Source organism: Microbacterium proteolyticum, from assembly GCF_014192415.1.
In the GTDB taxonomy this organism is placed as follows: Bacteria; Actinomycetota; Actinomycetes; order Actinomycetales; family Microbacteriaceae; genus Microbacterium; species Microbacterium proteolyticum.
Genome location: NZ_JACHXY010000001.1, coordinates 1,123,532 through 1,140,715 on the forward strand (window position 1 = coordinate 1,123,532; position 17,184 = coordinate 1,140,715).

Below are 17,184 nucleotides of genomic sequence, written 5' to 3' on the forward strand. Positions count from 1 at the left end.
CGCGCAGGGCTCGCGGTGGATCCGAGGGCCGATCGGGGATGAGTGGACCTGTCGATGACCGACGTCGCGCGCCGGGTTCAGCGGGGCTCCGCCCCCAGGTGCAGCACCGCCTCGGCGAGTGCCCGCAGTCCCGCGGCGACGTCGGCACCGGTCACCGCCTCGTCGGGGTGATGGCTGATGCCGTCGGGGTTGCGCAGGAACAGCATGCCCACCTCGGTGATGGCCCCGATCGCCATCGCGTCGTGGCCGGCACGGCTGAACAGGGTCGGCGCCTCGCCGCCGATACCGGCGCGCACCACGTCTTGCAGCAGCGGGGCGCAGAAGACGGCCGGTGCGCTGTGCACCTCGCGGGCTCGCCAGCGCAGGCCGCGGCGGCCCATGATGGCATCGAGTTCGTGCGAGATCTCGTCCCACGTGTGGTCGCGGCTGGCGTCGAACTCGCCGCGCAGATCGAGCGAGAAGTGCGCCTCGCCGGGCACGACGTTCACCGCGCCGGGGAACGCCTCGAGCTGGCCGACGGTGCCGATGATGTGATGCTCGCCGCGGCAGATGCGCTCCACCGCGAGGGCCGCTTCGCTCGCACCGAGCAGGGCGTCGCGGCGCATGTCGTAGGGGGTGCCGCCGGCGTGCCGCGCCTCGCCCTCGACGACCAGCTGGAAGCGGCGCGCAGACGCGATCGACGACACGGCCGCGAGCGCCCGGCCGCTGCGGTGCAGCTCGGGCCCCTGCTCGATGTGCGCCTCCAGATAGGCGACGAGCTCGTCGGGGCGTCGTGCGGCCTCGCCGATGCGGCCCGGATCGAGCCCGAACTCGCGGAAGGCCTGGCGCAGCGTGTAGCCGTCGGCATCCATCAGGTCCCACCACGATGCGTCCCACTGTCCGGCGACCGCCGAGGAGCCGAGCAGGGCTTTGCCGAACCGCGTGCCCTCCTCGTCGCTGAAGGCGATGACCTCGAGCGCGAACGGGAAGGGACTGGACGCCGTGCCCTCGTCGTCGACCAGGCGGATGAGCCGCACGACCTCGAGGGCCATGAGCACCCCGACGATGCCGTCGAAGCGTCCGGCGTCGGGGACGGTGTCGAGGTGCGAGCCCATCAGCAGCGCCGGGGCGTCGGGGGCTCCGGCCGGGGCGAGGCGTCCGACCTGGTTGCCCGCGGCATCCTGTCTCGTGGTCATGCCGAGTTCGCGCATCCACTCCGCCGACAGGCGGTTGACCCGGGCGTGCTCGGGCGACAGGTACACGCGCGTGATGCTGCCCGGGGTCGCCGTGACCCGGGCCAGCTCTTCGCACCGCCCCATGATCCGCCGCGCCGCCGAGGCGATGCGCTCGGGCGCGACCTGCAGGCGGGTCGTGGTGGTCATGGTCGGGCCCCGCTCGCCGGGCCGGCGAGACCGGGCGGCCGCAGGACCGGCGCACGCCCGGCGAGGACGGCGCTCACGAGCGCAGGGCCTGCGATACCAGCCGGCCGCAGAACCGGCGCACACCCGGCGGGAACGGTGCTCACGAGCGCGCCGCCGCGTACACGCCCTGCGCGGCCTCGACCCCGCCACCGGGTGCGACCGTTGCGCCGTGGCGACGCAGCACCGCCTCGAGCGCGGCGAGGGTGGTCAGCACGGCGTCGGTGCGCGCGTTGTACCCCATCGTGCCGATGCGCCAGACGCGGCCGTGCAGTGGACCGAACGACGTGCCGATCTCGATGCCGAAGTCGCTCAGCAGCTCCGACCGTACCGCGTCGCCCACCACGCCCTCGGGGATCTCGACCGCGACGACGTTCGTCATCTTGTGTGCGACGTCGCCGAACACCGTGAGGCCGAGGCCTTCGACGCCCGCGAGCATGGCGTCGCCGTGTAGCCGGTGCCGCGCGATCACGGCGTCGCGCCCCTCTAGCAGCAGAACGCGCGCGCACTCCCGCGCGCCGTAGAGCATCGTCGTCGCCTCGGTGTGGTGGTTCAGGCGCCGCGGGCCCCAGTAGTCGAGGATCATCGCCAGGTCGAAGTAGTTCGAGCGGATGAAGTCGGATGCCACGGCATCGCCCTCCTCCCGGATTCCGGCCTCGACGCGGGCGCGCGAGCGCACCACCTCGACGGCCCGCTCCGACAGGCTGATCGGCGCCGACCCCGACGGCCCGCCGAGGCACTTCTGCAGGCCCGCGGTGGCGGCATCCAATCCCCAGGCATCCATCTCGAACGGGTTGCCGCCGAGGGACGCCGTGGCGTCGGTGTAGAACAAGGCCCCGTGCGCGCGGCAGATCTCGCCGATCTCGTCCAGCGGCTGGAGCATCGTGGTGGACGTGTCGCCCTGCACGCAGGCGACGAGGTGCGGCTTGACCCGTTCGACCGCCTCGCGGATCGCCGACACGGGGAAGACCTGACCCCAGGGGACCTCGATCGTGTGGACCTCGGCGAGCGCGCGCTCGGCGATCTCGGCGAGAAGGTGCCCGAACCGACCGAAGACGGGCACGAGCACGCGATCGCCCGGGCGGATGAGCGAGAGCATCGCCGCCTCGATGCCGGCGCGACTGGTGCCGTCGATGAGAAGCGTCGCGTCGTTGCCGGTGCCCCAGACCTGGCGGTAGAGGTCTTGCGTCTCGGTCATCGTCGCGGTCATGAACGGGTCGTACTGGCCGACGAGCGGCGCCCCCATCGCGCGCAGCACGCTCGGGTACGCCGAGATGGGCCCGGGGCCCATGAGGAGACGGGCGGGCGGGTCGATGGGGCCGGGGAGCTGGCTGTTCACGGGGTCTCCATGGGGCGGGAGGGGGCGGAAGCACGAGAGGATGCCGACAGGGCGGCGAGCCGGCGGGCGAGGCGCACGAGCGCGATGTCGGTGCCCGCACGCGACACGAGGCAGACGCCGACGGGGGCGCCGTCGACGGTGAGCAGCGGCACCGAGATCGCCGGGAGACCGGCGATGGCAGCGGGGGCCGTCATGCGCAGGGTGGCCGCACGCACCGCGTCGACATCGGCGGTGCGCTGAGGTGCGGGACCCGGGACGGTGGGGAAGACCATGACGGCACCGTCGACGAGCTCGGCCAGGTGCGCGGCGATCGGTTCGAGGCCGCTGCGCGCCGCCCGTTCGTCGTCGGCGGTGATCTGCGCGGCGACGCGGAAGCGTTCGGCGACCGCCGGGCCCACGGCACCGGGATGCGCGCGCAGCCACTCGCCGTCGTTGCGCCACGCCTCGGCGCCCTGCACGGTGCGGAACGCCGCGAAGCCGGCATCCAGGTCTCCCGTGTGCACCGCGCGGAACGAGGGCGGGTCGTCGGATGCCGCGAGCCCGGCCAGGAAGCGCGAGAACTCCTCGCGGGTAGCGGCGTCGGCGCAGTCGAGGATCTCTTCGGGGATCACGAACCGCCAGGGAAGGTCGCTGCCTGCGGCGCCGTACACGTTCTCGGTGGACGCGGAGCCGTCGTAGCTGAGGCACCAGTCGGCCACACGCTGCAGGGTGTCGCCGTCGCGGGTGAGCCAGCCGATCGTGTCGAACGACTGCGCGAGCGGCAGCATGCCCTGTCGGGGGACGAGGTCGTGGGTCGTGCGCAGCCCCCAGAGCCCCTGGTACGACGCCGGGACGCGGATGGAACCGGCAGTGTCGGTGGCGAGGGCGATGTCGGCGTGGCCGAGGGCGACCGCTGATGCCGGTCCGCTCGACGACCCGCCGGGCAGAGCACCGACCACCGCGCCGTTGGGCGGCGTGCCGTAGTGGGCGTTGTCTCCGGCGATCGAGTAGGCGAACTCGTCGGTGCGGGCGATACCGCGCAGCGACGCGCCGGCTCGCAGCAGGTCGGCGACGGCCGGGGCGGTGGCCTTCTCGGGCCGCGCTTCTTCGAGGAATGTCGGGTTGCCCGCGCCGATACGGAAACCGGCGATGGCGAACAGGTCTTTCACCGCGACGGTGAGTCCCTCGAGCGGTCCCTCCCACGCCCCCTGCAGGAACGGATCGCCGACGCTGCGCCAGATGGTGCGGTCGAGCGGAGGCGTGCGCGGCGTCACGTGCGCCGCGGTGATGAGCCACCGACCGTCGATGCGTTGCCACACCTGCGTCTGCAGGCCTCGCCCGCCGCCGCGGAACTGCGACACCGACATGAGCAGGGCGACGTCGCCGTCGGTGCTCGCGTCGGTGGTGGCCGTGGCGAGCGGGCGGTAGTGGACGTCGGCGATGTCGCGCGGGGGCACGCCGCCGCGCAGCGACCGGAACCCGCTGATCGCGTCATGGCCGACGAGCAGTCCCGCCGTGTCGCCGCGGAGCGTGTCGGGTCCGGGCGCGAAGAACGCGTCGAGGGCGTCGAGGTCGTTCGCGACGATGGCGCACTCGTACGCGTCGAAGGCCTCGCGCAGGTCGGCGGGGATGGTGGCACCCGTCATCGCTTCTCCTCCCCGCGGGGTCGCAGCCCGTCGAGTGTCCGAAACACGCCGACTCGCGCCCCCGCCGTGCGGCGTGTCGTGGACACTCGAACGGGGGTTGAGGACGTGGAGACCTCGGCGCGGGCGAGCGCGGCGGCCAGGGCGGGGGTCATGCGGTGCCTCCCTCGGGCAGGGGAACGGATGCGAGCGCCACCGGCTCCGCCGACGGCACTCCCGCGAAATCGGCCTCGCGGATGCGCGCGTGCACGCCCGAGACGATATCGACGACCTGCGAGATGTCGAAGTCGGTCGCCGCGCTCAGGTAGGCGTAGCCCAGGTGCTCGTCCATGCCCCAGCGGCCGTGCAGGAGCGCCAGCGACGAGCGCACGCAGGCGCGCATCGCCGCATCGAGGTCGGGATCCATCCCCGTCGGCACGAGAAAGTCGGGTGTGCGCACGAGCGGCCCCGTGACCTCGCCGAACGCGGCGTGGGCGGCGGCCGCGGGGATCACCTCGAAGCGCAACGTGGCACGCAGCGACGCCTCGAGAGCGGTGAGCGCGACCTCGCCGTCGCCCTGCGCGAAGTGGGGATCGCCGACGTACGCCAGCGCCCCCTCGACCTGCACGGGGAGGTAGAGGACCGTCCCCTCGACCAGGAGGTTGATGTCGATGTTGCCGCCGTGCGTTCCCGGCGGCACCGAGTGCGGTCGTTCCGGACCAGCGACGGCGACCCCCATCGTGCCGAGGAACGGCGCGAGGGGGAACGCCACGACCGGCTCTCCGCCCTCGACGAGCGGGAGCGTGCCGTGCAGGATGCCGCTGCGCTCGGCGACGGCGGCGAACACGCTGACGTTGTGCTCGCCGCGCGGCAGCTCGCCCACGAGCGCGCCCTTGCCGTGCCGGTTCGAGATCACGCCGTAGGGCACCCGAGGAACGAGCGTCTCGACGGTGATCTTGAGCAGGTCGCCGGGATGGGCGTCCCGCACGTGCACGGGACCGACGACGACGTGGGGTCCGTCGGCCATCACGTCGCGAGAGACGGATGCCGCGATCTCGACGGCGTCGTCGAGCACCTGCTCACGCGGAACGCCGTGTGCCGCGAAGTAGGCGACCGGGTCTTTGCCCTGGTCGTCGAGGATCCCCTCGTGGCTGACGGTGTCGAACGTGACGCTGGCGCCCGATGCGATCTCGAGCACGGCGGTGTCGCGCGCGCACGGCAGACGCCCCCACAGGACGGTGTCGGGGGTGGCGCGGAGGTAATGGTCGCCGGGGACGGCGCCGACGCCGGGCTGGAGGATCGGCACCGGCGTCGCGGTGCCGGGCCCGGTCGCGGCCGAACCAGGGTGGCCGAGCTCGTCGACACCACCCGCTGCACCGCGGGGTCCGCTCCCTCCGACGGGCTCAGCGACCTCGGCCGCGGCGTGGGTCCCGCCCGCGGCACTCCCCGAGCCGCGCTCCCCGGCCACGGCGGCGCTCACGCCTGCACCGCCGCGGGGGTGTGCAGGATCTCGCGGCCCTCGCGCTCGGTCACCGCTGCGCCGCGGCGGTACACCGACTCACCGCGCAGCCAGGTCTCGCGCACGACGCCCGTGAGGGTCTTGCCGTGCCAGGGCGTCACCGGGTTGCGGTACTCCAGCGTCGCGGCATCCACCACGAACGTCTCGTCGGGCGCGAAGGCGACGAGGTGAGCCGGCGCGCCCGGTTCGATCACGCCGAGCCCCCCGAGGCCCGCGATGCGCGCGGGGCCCGTCGTCAGCAGCGGCAGGAGGCTCTCGAATGCCAGCCCCCGCTCGCGGGCGGTGGTGTGCACGGCCGACAGGCCGGTCTGCAGCCCCGCGATACCGCCCCAGGCGAGACCGAAGTCGGGATTGCCCTTCAGCTCGACGGTGGCCGGCGAATGGTCGCTGACGATCGCGTCGATGGTGCCGTCGATGACGCCCGCCCACAGCAGGTCGCGATTGTCGCCGCCGCGGATCGGCGGGCAGCACTTGAACGCCCCCGCGCCGTCGGGCACCTCTTCGGCATCGAGCGTCAGATAGTGCGGACAGGTCTCGACCGTCAGGCGCACGCCCTCGGCTTTCGCCGCCCGCACGTCGTCGAGCGCGCCGCCGTCGGCGACGTGCACGATGTGCGCGCGGGCGCCCGTGCGACGCGCGGCATCGATGACCCGGCGGATCGCGGCACGTTCACTGAGCGGCGGGCGGCTGGCCTCGAAGTCGCTGTAGTGGGGTCCGAGCGCGCCGTCGGCGTGCAGGTGAGCGGGGTCTTCGGCGTGCACGATGAGCAGGCCGTCGAACTCGGCGAGTTCGGCGAGGCACTGCTCGAGCCGGTCGGTGTCGAGGTGTCCGAACTCGTCGATCCCGCTGGGCGACAAGAAGCACTTGAACCCGACGACCCCGGCCTCGGAGAGCGCACGCAGCGATCCGAGGTTCTCGGGGACGGCGCCGCCCCAGTACGCCACGTCGACCGCGAGCTTTCCTGTCGTGGCCCGGCGCTTGGCATCCAGAGCCTCGGGGGTGGTGGTGACGGGCAGGCTGTTCAGCGGCATGTCGACCACCGTCGTGACCCCACCGGCCGCCGCGGCGGCGGTGCCCGTCGCGAAACCCTCCCACTCGGTACGACCCGGTTCGTCGAGATGAACGTGCGAGTCGACGAGCCCGGGCAGCAGCACGGCGTCGCCGGGCAACACGGTGGTGGCGGCCGCGTCGAAGGGCTCGATGGCGGCGATCACCCCGTCGTCGATCACGACGGTGGCAGGACTGAAGGCGCCGTCGAGGTAGACCCGTCGGGCGGCGATCCGTGTGCTCATGTCGTTCACGCTAGGCGCCCCGCATTTCCTGAATGTAACCGTCATCAACATTCACGCGAAAACCGCGAGATCGCCCGCCTGGGGAGGAGGAGTGCGCCTCGACACCGCCGCGCCGGACACCGCCGCAGCGGGGCGCTCATCGTGCACCGGGGCGTCTCCCGTCCACCCCGGCGCACAGATCGTGCCCCGCTCCCCGCCGGCCACGCCGGCCACCCCGGCCACCACGGGCCCCCCGCGGACCCCGGACGAGACACCCCACACCCGCGGCGGCCGCGCGTACTCGTCGCGCTTGCTGGTTCCCAGCCCCATCCGCACCATTCCGGATGCCATCCCCACCGCCGCCGCGACCCCGTCGACGACCGGCACCCCGATACGCGCCGTGAGCTCCGCGCACAGATCGGCCATGCCGGCGCAGCCGAGCACGATGACGTCGGCACCGTCCGCCGCGGCGCGCGCACCGTATCGCTCGATGGTCGCGACCGCCTCGGATCCCGTGTCCTCGAGATCGAGCACCGGAATTCCGGTCGCCTCCAGCGACACGCACGCGCGCTCCATGCCGTACCGGGTGACGAGGTCCTCGGCCCGGCCCAGCGTGCGACTGAGTGTCGTCACGACCCCGAAGTGCCGACCCGACACCGCGGCCAGGTGCATCGCCGCCTCGGCGATACCGACCACCGGGGCATCGGCCACCTCGCGGGCAGCGTCCAGACCCGGGTCGCCGAAGCACGCGATGACGTACGCATCGGCCGGGTCGGGTCCGTCGCGATCCGCCTGGATCGCCTCGACCACGGCCGCCGCCGCGGCGATCTCATCGGTGTGGCTCTCGATCGCGGCGGCTCCGGAGGCGGGACACACGGCCTCGATGAGCACATCGGGTCCGGCGACGTCCCGGGCGGCGTCGGCGATCTTCCCGGTCATCGCCCGGGAGGTGTTGGGGTTGATCAGCAGGATCTTCACGCGAGCGCCTCGCGAGAGGGTCCCGTGGTCGGTCGCGGGAGCGCGGACGCCGATGTTGCGGCATCCGGAACGTCGTTCGCGAGCACCGGCGCCGAGCCCGGCACGGTATCCCGAGCCGTCTGCGCGAGCACCGGAACCTCGGATGCCGCGTCCGCGGCCACCGCGTCGACGGTGCCGTCGGAGATGCCCTCGGTCTCGCCGTCGAACGTCGGGATGCGGGGGTCGAGGCGCTCGAACAGCAGGAACAGCACGTAACCCAATCCGCAGCCGATGAACCAGCTGTAATCGCTCACCGCGGAGATGTCGAACAGGCCCAGGTCGGCGAAGAGCTTCGGGAAGATCGCGATCGCTACCGTCGGCACACCGGACGCGATGACCGCCTTGACCGCGTTCGGGTTGAAGCCGTTGCGGTACCAGTAGGGTCCGGCGGTGTCCATCGTGAACATCGCGTCGACCTTCACGCGCTGACGGGCGGCGATGTAGTAGCCGGCGATCAGGATGCCGAAGAGCGGACCGATCAACGCACCCAGCACACCGAGCGAGTAGTGGATGGCGTCGGCGTTGGAATACCAGTTCCACGGCATGAGGAAGGTGGACCCGACGGCCGCGATCATGCCGCCCGCACGCCAGGAGATCTTCTTCGGGGCCACGTTGGAGAAGTCGAACGCGGGCGAGATGAAGTTGGCGACGATGTTGATGCCGACGGTGGCGGTGACGAAGGTCAGGCCGCCGAGGAGGATCGCGAAGGGGGTGTCGATGCGTTCGACGGTCGCGATCGGGTCGGTGATGAGCGAGCCGAACACTGGCACGGTGGCCGAGGCGGTGATGACGGTCAGCAGCGAGAAGAAGAGGAAGTTGATCGGAAGGCCCCAGAAGTTCCCCTTCTTGACCGCCGCGAAGCTCTTGCCGTAGCGGGCGAAGTCGCCGAAGTTCAGCATCGGGCCCGAGAAGTACGACACGACCAGCGCGACCGCGGCGAACATGACCGGGATCGACGCCCAGAAGTCCAGCTGCGTGGTCGAGAGGGTGAACGAGATGTTCTGGATGCCCGCCTGTGAGACGAGGTAGATCGCGAGCACGATCATGACGAGGTACACCGCGGGGCCCGCCCAGTCGATGAAGCGGCGGATGACCTCCATACCGTTCCAGAAGAGCAGGAACTGCGCGGTCCACAGGATCGCGTACGAGATCCAGCCGAGGGCGGACAGCCCCGCGAACGACACGTCGAGCAGGGCCGCGGATCCCGGGATGAACTTCAGGAACACGATGTTCAGCGACTCGGCCGCGAGGAAGGTCTGCACGCCGTACCAGGCGATGGCGATCAGACCGCGGATGATGGCGGGGATGTTCGCGCCCCGGATGCCGAACACCACGCGGTTGATCACGGGGTAGGGCACGCCCGTCTTCTGGCTGGGCTTGGCGACCATGTTGGCGAACAGCTGCACGATGACGATGCCGGCGATCAGCGCCACCAGCACCTGCCACGACTGCAGTCCGAGCGCGAAGAGCGAGCCCGCGGTGACGTAGCCGCCGACGGAGTGCACGTCGCTCATCCAGAACGCGAAGATGTTGTAGCTCGACCACTTCTGCCTGCGCAGCGGCGCGAGGTCCTCGTTGGCGAGGCGGTCGTCGTAGTGCGGCAGCATGTTGCCGCCCCCGTGGGGGTGGCCGGCAGCCTCCACGAGATCGTGGGGGCCGGTGAGCGGGCTCGAAGTCATGTCATTCCTCTCAGGACGATGGATGCCACGACGTGGAGTCCGCGGCCGGAGTGGAGCTCTGATGTGAAGTTATGGGTTCACATCGCTCGCCGGGTTTCGCTCATGTAACAGGCGTGTGAAGTCACACCTTCACGCGAGAGGCGTCCTTAGACTCGGGGCATGACGCAGCCCGCCACCGTTGACGACGCCCGCGTCACTTCCCCCGACGCCGCCGGCGCCGGCTCCGCGATCGCGCCCGCAGTCCCCGACTCGAGCGCCCCCGCCGAGGCGTCGGTCGGTGGACGCATCCGCGACCTGCGTCAGTCTCGCGGCATCTCCGCGCGTGCCCTCGCCAAGACCCTCGGCATCTCCCCCAGCGCCGTCTCGCAGATCGAGCGGGGAGTCATGCAGCCGAGCGTCTCGCGACTCATCGCCATCACCGACGCCCTCGGCGTTCCGCTCGTGGCGGCCTTCGACCCGGCATCCGACCGCCCCGTCGAACCCGCCGGCCCCTCGGGTTTCACGCTGCAGCGCGCGGGGCAGACGGCCGACATCGTTCTCGACAGCGGGGTGTCGTTCCGCCGTCTGACGCCCGGTTCGTCACCGGGCATCGACTACTTCGAGTCGATCTACCCGCCCGGGGCCGCCGCCCACGGCGCCGACGGCCTCTTCCATCACGAGGGGTACGAGGTCGGAACGGTCGTCGCGGGCGAGCTCACCATCGACTTCGAGGCCGAGCGCGTCGTCCTGCGCGCCGGCGACGCGATCAGCTACCCCTGCTCGGTCCCCCACCGCCTGCACAACACCGGCACCACGGATGCCGTCGCGCACTGGCTGATCGTGCACGCCTGACACGTCCGCCCGCGCGTCGAGGTGCGGCTCCGGGCCGCGCGTCGAGGCGCGCGTCCCGGCCGCGCGTCGTTTCGGGTTTGGGGCGCGATCCGCGCTTCGGGGCGCAAATTTCGCGCCCCAGAAGGCGAAATGCGCCCCAAACGAAGAAGACTCGGGGCGTGACTCTCGCGCCGCAAAAGCGCGGAATGCGCCCCGATCCGCAGCCCCTCGCGCGGAAGTGACCCCGACCGCCTCGGGAGCCGTCCGGAATGTTCCCCACAGCAACATTGCGGACACATCGGGCCACAGCCCCGTAACGCGCACCGCATAGCCTGGCGCCCATGCACCTGCACCACTTCAACGCGGACTCACCCGCCGAGGCAGCAGCGGTCGCCCGCGTCTGGGCCGACGTCCCGGGCTGGGTCGACGCCGTCGTCGCCGGCCGCCCGTACGCGAACGTCGACGCCCTCGCCGCCTACGCCGCAGACCTCGCCTCGACGTGGTCGCCCGCCGACCTCGAGGCCGCCCTCCACACCCACCCCCGCATCGGCGGGAAGGTCTCGGGCGACGGCGCCGAGGCCGCGGCATCCCGTCGGGAACAAGGCTCGATGTCCGCCGCCGCCGACGACGACGTCGCCGCGATCGCCGCCGGCAACGCCGCGTACGAGGAGCGGTTCGGACGCGTGTTCCTCATCCGCGCCGCCGGCCGCACACCGAGCGAGATGCGCGCCGAACTGGAGCGCCGCCTCGGCAACGACTCCGACGCCGAGACCATCGAGGCCACGCGTCAGCTCGCCGAGATCGCCCTGCTCCGGCTGCGGACGACCTTCGCCGACGACGCACCCGCCGAACCGGAGGCCGCGGAATGACCCACGTCACCACCCACATCCTGGATGCCACCACCGGCACGCCCGCATCCGGCGTCGCCGTGACGCTGGCCCCCCTCGACGGCACGACGATCGAGGCGGCCACCACCGACGCCGACGGCCGCCTCGCCCTGGGCCCCGAGCGCCTCGACGACGGCGACTACGCGCTCACGTTCGCGACCGGCGCCTACTTCCGCGCGAAGGGCGTCGCTTCGTTCCACCCCGTCGTGACGGTGGCGTTCACCGTCTCGGGCGACGCGCACCTGCACGTGCCCCTGCTGCTGAGCCCGTTCGCCTACTCGACCTACCGCGGCAGCTGAGGAGCGTCATGAAGGTCATCGTCATCGGCGCCGGCGTGGGCGGAACCTCCGCCGCCCTCGCCCTGCAGAAGCTCGGCCACGAGGTCGTGGTCTACGACCGCATGCGCGAGAACCGCCCGGTCGGGGCGGCGCTGTCGCTGTGGTCCAACGGCGTGAAGGTGCTCAACTGGCTCGGCCTCGGCCCGCAGGTCGCCGCCCTCGGCGGGCAGATGGACGACATGGCCTATTACGACGGGCACACCGGCGACGAACTCTGCCGTTTCAGCCTCGCCCCCGTGACCGAGCAGACCGGCCAGCGGCCCTACCCCGTCGCCCGCGCCGACCTGCAGCAGATGATGATGGATGCCGTAGGCTCGGCGCACATCCGCCTCGGCAAGCAGCTGGTCGCCGTCGCCGACGACGGGCGGACCGTGACGGCCGCCTTCGCCGACGGCTCCACCGACACCGCCGACCTGCTGATCGGGGCCGACGGGGCGCGCTCGCTCGTGCGCGACTACGTCACCGAGCCCACCGGCATCCGTCCGCAACGGTCCTATTCCGGTTACGTCAACTACAACGGCCTGGTGAAGGCCGACGAGCGGATCGGGCCGCTCGATCAGTGGACCACCTACGTCGGCGACGGCAAGCGTTGCGCCGTCATGCCTGTGGCGGGTGACCGCTTCTACTTCTTCGTCGACGTGCCGGGCCCGTCGGGCGTGGTCGAGGACCGCATGGCCGCCCTCGAGGCCGCGTTCGGGTCGTGGGGCGCACCGGGCGTGCGGGCGCTGCTCGACGGCATCGACCCCGACCAGTCGCTGAACCGCGTGGAGATCTGGGACATCGACCCCTTCGACACGTGGGCGCGAGGACGCGTGGCGATCCTCGGCGACGCCGCCCACAACACCGCGCCCGACATCGGGCAGGGCGCCTGCTCGGCCCTGGAGGACAGCTTCGCCCTCGGCATCGTCTTCGCGACGTCGACCCTGGGAGTCGAGGACTCCCTCCGACGCTACGAACGCATCCGCACGGAGCGGGCGGGCGACCTCGTGCTGCGCGCCCGCAAGCGCGCGCACGAGACCCACGCCTTCGACCTCGACGCGACGCAGGCCTGGTACGACGGCCTGCGCCGCGAAGACGGCAGCGGGGTCATCCGCGGCATCGTCGGCAACATCGAGGGCAGTCCGGTCGAGCTCGGGGCGAGCGTGTTGCGCTGACCCGCTGACCCCATCTCCGCCCCTCGGCCGGAGACCCTCCGGTCGGGCACGGGTGGGCTCGCCGTTGGCGCAGACTCCGCCGCCCGGAGCCGGACTCCGCGGTGCGGAGCGTGGACCCGCCCGAGTCGGAGCACGCACCCGCGTCGCAGAATGGATGCCATGACCCCCACCCTCACCATCCGCCTCGTCGCCCCGGACGAGTACGCGGATGCCGGGCGGCTCACCGCCGGGGCCTATCGGCACAGCTACGCGGGCCTCAACGAGGACTACCTCGACTCGCTCGCCGACGTCGAAGGCCGGGTCGCCCAGGGCGAGGTGTGGGTGGCGCTCGAGGGCGGCGAACTCGTGGGCACGGTGTGGACGCCGCGGCCCGGGGAGCGCCTGTCCCCCCTTGCGGCCGAGGGGGAGATCGACTTCCGTCAGCTCGCGGTCGCCCCGTCGGCTCGCGGCCGTGGCGTCGGTGAGGCGCTCACACGGCACGTCCTCTCGCTGGCCCGTGACCGCGGGGCGCAGCGCGTGGTGATGAACAGCGACGCCGAGATGCTCGGTGCACACGCGCTCTATCTCAAGCTCGGCTTCCACCGGCTGCCCGAGCGCGAGCACCCGGTCGAGGTGGCACCGGGGCGCTTTCTCGATCTGCTGGCATTCGGGTTCGACCTCTGACGAGTCCCGCTGCGCCGAGAGGCGACGGGGGCGGTGGAGCGCACCACTCCCGAGCGGGGTCGCCGCTCAGACGTGGAAGACCGCGTGCACGTCGCCGCCCAGCGCCTCGCGGCCGCCCAGGCCGTCGATCTCGAGCAGCGTCGCGATGCCGATGACCTCGCTGCCGACGGCCTGCAGCAGGTCGCGGCCGGCGCGGAGGGTTCCGCCGGTGGCGAGCACGTCGTCGAGCAGCAGCACGCGGGCGCCGTCGGCGTTGTCGTCGTGCATCTCGATCTGCGCGGAGCCGTATTCGAGGTCGTACGACATCGACGCCGCCGGGCGGGGCAGCTTGCCGGCCTTGCGGATCGGCATGAGCCCCACGTTCGCGACGATGGCCGCGGCCCCCGCCAACAGGAACCCACGCGCCTCGACGCCCGCGACGGCGTCGATCCGGCCGGCGAACGGCTCCATGAGCGCTTCGACGACGGTGCGCAGGGCCGCGGCATCCGTCAGCAGCGGCGTGATGTCACGGAACACGATGCCCGGCTTGGGGTAGTCGGGGATGCTGGTGATGAGCGATTCAGCGCGGGCGAGGGCAGAGGCGTCAGGCACCCGCTCAGCCTAATCGCGCGCTCTGCCCCCTCCCCCGCCCTTCCCCCCGTCGAGTGTCCACGACACGCCGCACACGGACCCGGGATGCGGCGTGTTGTGGACACTCAACGAGGAAGGGGGGGGGGCGCGGATGTCGATTGACAGGGGTGCAAGCGCTTGCACTAACGTAGCTGCATGACTTTCACGCAGGAGGACGCGCGCGCCGACCTCGCCTCGGCACCCGGCTCGGAGTGGTGGCGCACCGCCGTCATCTACCAGATCTACCCCCGCTCGTTCGCTGATGCGTCGGGCGACGGCCTGGGCGATCTCCCCGGGGTCACCGCGCACCTCGACGACCTGCAGACGCTGGGAGTGGATGCCATCTGGCTGAGCCCCTTCCAGACGTCGCCGCAGAAGGACGCGGGCTACGACGTCGCCGACTACCGCGACGTCGACCCGATCTTCGGCACCCTCGCCGACTTCGACGAGATGCTCTCGGGCGCGCACGAGCGCGGCATCCGGGTCATCGTCGACCTCGTGCCCAATCACTCCAGCGATCAGCACGTGTGGTTCCAAGAGGCGCTGAAGGCCGCCCCCGGCAGCCCCGAGCGGGCGCGGTACATCTTCCGCGACGGGAAGGGCGAGAACGGCGAGCTGCCCCCGAACAACTGGGAGAGCGTCTTCGGCGGCGGCATGTGGAAGCGTGTGACCGAGGCCGACGGCTCGCCCGGACAGTGGTACCTCCACATCTTCGACGAGTCGCAGCCCGACTTCGACTGGACCAACGACGAGGTGCGCGCCGAGTTCCGCGACATCCTGCGTTTCTGGCTCGACCGCGGAGTCGACGGCTTCCGCGTCGATGTCGCGCACGGCCTGATCAAGGCCGAGGGCCTGCCCGACTTCACGCCCGACCCCGAGGGCGGCTCCATGGGCGGCGACGCCGACGAGGTGCCGTACTGGGGCCGGCCCGGCGTTCACGAGGTGTGGCGCGAGTGGCACGAGGTGCTGGCCGCGTACGACGGCGACCGCGCGCTGTGCGCCGAGGCCTGGCTGCCCACCGTGGAGCAGACCGCCCTGTGGGTGCGCCCCGACGAGATGCACCAGGCGTTCAACTTCCATTACCTCGAGACGAAGTGGGATGCCGCGGCCCTCCGCGCCGTGATCGCCGAGTCGCTCGCCGAGTACGGTGCCGTGGGCGCCCCGAGCACCTGGGTGCTGTCGAACCACGACGTCGTGCGCCACGCCTCGCGCCTCGCACTGACCGCCGAGAACCCTCAGGGCGCGGGTATCGGTCCCGACTCCCCCGGCAAGCCCGATCCCGTGAAGGGTCTGCACCGCGCCCGCGCCGCGACAGCACTCATGCTGGCCCTCCCGGGCTCGTCGTACCTGTACCAGGGCGAGGAGCTGGGCCTGCCCGAAGTCATCGATCTGCCCGACGACGCCCGTCAGGACCCGACGTGGTTCCGCACGAACGGCGAGCGCTACGGCCGCGACGGCTGCCGCGTCCCGATCCCGTGGACCGCCGACGGCCCCGCGTACGGCTTCAACTCCACCGGCGCGTCGTGGCTGCCGCAGCCGGCCGAGTGGGCCGCGCTCGCGCACGACGTGCAGGTCGACGACCCCGCCTCGACGCTCATGCTGTACCGGGTGCTGCTGGCCGAGCGCCGCAGCCGAAACCTCGGTGCGGGCGAGATCGAGTGGCTCGACGGGTTCGGCGACGACGTGGTGGCGCTGCGCAACCGCGGTCTCGTCGTGATCGCCAACCTCGGCGACGACGCGGTGGAGCTGCCCGAGGGCGACGTCGTGGCCGCCAGCGGCCCGCTCGACGGCACGCGCATTCCGACAGACACCACCGTCTGGGTCGCCGCGGTCTGAGCGGCCCGCATCCGACCCCGCTCCCCCGAGAACGCGAGACCGTGACCGGAATCGACGACGTCGCCCGCGCAGCGGGAGTGTCGACGGCCACGGTCTCGCGGGCGTTGAGCGGGCGCGGCTCGGTCTCGAACGCGACGCGCGAACGCGTGCTGGCCGCCGCCGCGAGACTGGGTTACGTGGTGTCGGCGGCCGCGTCGGCCCTCGCGACCGGGCGGGCGCGGGCCGTCGGGGTCGTCGTGCCGTTCCTCGACCGGTGGTTCTTCAGCACTGTCCTCGCGGGCATCTCCGACGCGCTCGTGCGCCGCGGCTACGACATCACGCTCTACAGCGTGAGCGCAGACCCGACCGAACGGCGCCGCGTCTTCGACGACCACCTGCGGCGACGACGCATCGACGCCGTCATCACCGTCGCCCTCGAGCTGGATGCCGAGGAGTCGGCGTCGCTGCGCGGACTCGACGTGCCGATCGTCGCGATCGCCGGACCCCACCCCCTGCTGACCACGCTCACCGTCGACGATCTCGCGGTGGGGCGGCTGGCGACCGCGCACCTGCTCGAACTCGGCCACCGCCGCCTCGCCCATATCGGGGCGGATGCCGTGGCGGCCGCCGCCTCGTCGGTACCGGCCCTCCGACGCCGCGGCTTCGAGGAGAGGCTCGCCGACGCCGGCATCGAGGCGCACGGCGTCGAACCGGCCGACTTCACCATCGACGGAGGCTCGCGCGCGGCGACCCGCCTGCTCTCGACCGACGATGCCCCGACGGCTGTGTTCGCCGCATCCGACGAGATGGCGATCGGGGCGATCCTCGCCGCGCGCGAGCTCGGTCTGCACGTACCCCACGACGTGTCGATCATCGGCGTCGACGGGCACGAGCTCGGCCGCTGGTTCGGGCTCACCAGCATCGACCAGTTCGCGCGCGGCCAGGGCGAACGTGCCGCCGAGGTGGTGCTGGACGCGCTCGACGGCGCCCGGCCCGCCCGAGGCCTGGGCACCCTGCCGTTCGAGCTGGTCGACCGCGGCTCTACCGCGCCCCCGAGGCGCTGATCCGCCCGGCGGCCTCCCCGC

Annotated in this window: 15 protein-coding genes; 7 read left to right on the forward strand and 8 right to left on the reverse strand. The window is 72.0% G+C overall.

What is annotated here, in order from left to right; translation table 11 throughout:
• Window positions 1–77: 77 nt before the first annotated feature.
• The 7 genes from FHS07_RS05220 to FHS07_RS05250 form a co-directional block, all read right to left on the reverse strand.
• On the reverse strand, window positions 78–1,361 hold the full coding sequence (locus FHS07_RS05220) for an allantoate amidohydrolase (protein ID WP_183418792.1): 1,284 nt from the start codon (window positions 1,359–1,361) through the stop codon (window positions 78–80).
• A 139-nt stretch (window positions 1,362–1,500) separates the two neighbouring features.
• On the reverse strand, window positions 1,501–2,688 hold the full coding sequence (locus tag FHS07_RS05225; protein WP_183419411.1) for a pyridoxal-phosphate-dependent aminotransferase family protein: 1,188 nt from the start codon (window positions 2,686–2,688) through the stop codon (window positions 1,501–1,503).
• Between the two features lie 44 nt (window positions 2,689–2,732).
• Complete coding sequence (locus FHS07_RS05230) at window positions 2,733–4,361, reverse strand: AtzH-like domain-containing protein (RefSeq protein WP_183418793.1); 1,629 nt, start codon at window positions 4,359–4,361, stop codon at window positions 2,733–2,735.
• 148 nt (window positions 4,362–4,509) lie between these two features.
• Window positions 4,510–5,643 (reverse strand): acetamidase/formamidase family protein, encoded by a 1,134-nt coding sequence (locus tag FHS07_RS05235; protein WP_183419412.1) that lies wholly within the window; start codon window positions 5,641–5,643, stop codon window positions 4,510–4,512.
• 170 nt (window positions 5,644–5,813) lie between these two features.
• Window positions 5,814–7,148, reverse strand: a complete 1,335-nt coding sequence (allB, locus tag FHS07_RS05240) for an allantoinase AllB (protein ID WP_221189121.1) — start codon at window positions 7,146–7,148, stop codon at window positions 5,814–5,816.
• Between the two features lie 51 nt (window positions 7,149–7,199).
• The gene (locus FHS07_RS05245) at window positions 7,200–8,105 is read right to left on the reverse strand and encodes an aspartate/glutamate racemase family protein (RefSeq protein WP_343054609.1); all 906 of its coding nucleotides are present in this window, start codon (window positions 8,103–8,105) and stop codon (window positions 7,200–7,202) included.
• Window positions 8,102–9,823, reverse strand: a complete 1,722-nt coding sequence (locus FHS07_RS05250; protein ID WP_246383114.1) for an NCS1 family nucleobase:cation symporter-1 — start codon at window positions 9,821–9,823, stop codon at window positions 8,102–8,104. Before FHS07_RS05250 ends, FHS07_RS05245 begins: the two co-directional genes overlap by 4 nt.
• Before the next feature lie 159 nt (window positions 9,824–9,982).
• Here FHS07_RS05250 and FHS07_RS05255 point away from each other — a divergent pair, with 159 nt between their 5' ends.
• The 5 genes from FHS07_RS05255 (at window position 9,983) to FHS07_RS05275 (ending at window position 13,675) form a co-directional block, all read left to right on the forward strand.
• Entirely contained in the window at window positions 9,983–10,654 is a 672-nt protein-coding gene (locus FHS07_RS05255) for a helix-turn-helix domain-containing protein (RefSeq protein ID WP_246383115.1), read from the forward strand.
• 320 nt (window positions 10,655–10,974) lie between these two features.
• Window positions 10,975–11,502, forward strand: a complete 528-nt coding sequence (gene uraD, locus FHS07_RS05260; protein ID WP_183418795.1) for a 2-oxo-4-hydroxy-4-carboxy-5-ureidoimidazoline decarboxylase — start codon at window positions 10,975–10,977, stop codon at window positions 11,500–11,502.
• A complete protein-coding gene (gene uraH, locus FHS07_RS05265; protein ID WP_183418796.1) occupies window positions 11,499–11,819 on the forward strand; it encodes a hydroxyisourate hydrolase in 321 nt (106 codons plus the stop codon). Before uraD ends, uraH begins: the two co-directional genes overlap by 4 nt.
• A gap of 8 nt (window positions 11,820–11,827) precedes the next feature.
• Window positions 11,828–13,012: an FAD-dependent urate hydroxylase HpxO gene (hpxO, locus tag FHS07_RS05270; protein WP_183418797.1), complete on the forward strand. Its 1,185-nt coding sequence runs from the start codon at window positions 11,828–11,830 to the stop codon at window positions 13,010–13,012.
• A gap of 159 nt (window positions 13,013–13,171) precedes the next feature.
• Window positions 13,172–13,675, forward strand: a complete 504-nt coding sequence (locus tag FHS07_RS05275) for a GNAT family N-acetyltransferase (protein ID WP_183418798.1) — start codon at window positions 13,172–13,174, stop codon at window positions 13,673–13,675.
• A gap of 66 nt (window positions 13,676–13,741) precedes the next feature.
• Here FHS07_RS05275 and FHS07_RS05280 read toward each other — a convergent pair whose 3' ends face one another.
• Window positions 13,742–14,266, reverse strand: coding sequence for an adenine phosphoribosyltransferase (locus FHS07_RS05280; protein WP_183418799.1), 525 nt, complete (start codon window positions 14,264–14,266; stop codon window positions 13,742–13,744).
• Window positions 14,267–14,440: 174 nt separating this feature from the next.
• On the opposite strand from FHS07_RS05280, the gene FHS07_RS05285 reads away from it, so the two are divergent.
• Both FHS07_RS05285 and FHS07_RS05290 read left to right on the forward strand, forming a co-directional pair.
• Complete coding sequence (locus tag FHS07_RS05285) at window positions 14,441–16,120, forward strand: glycoside hydrolase family 13 protein (RefSeq protein WP_183418800.1); 1,680 nt, start codon at window positions 14,441–14,443, stop codon at window positions 16,118–16,120.
• A 41-nt stretch (window positions 16,121–16,161) separates the two neighbouring features.
• Entirely contained in the window at window positions 16,162–17,163 is a 1,002-nt protein-coding gene (locus FHS07_RS05290; protein ID WP_183418801.1) for a substrate-binding domain-containing protein, read from the forward strand.
• The last annotated feature ends 21 nt before the right edge of the window (window positions 17,164–17,184 follow it).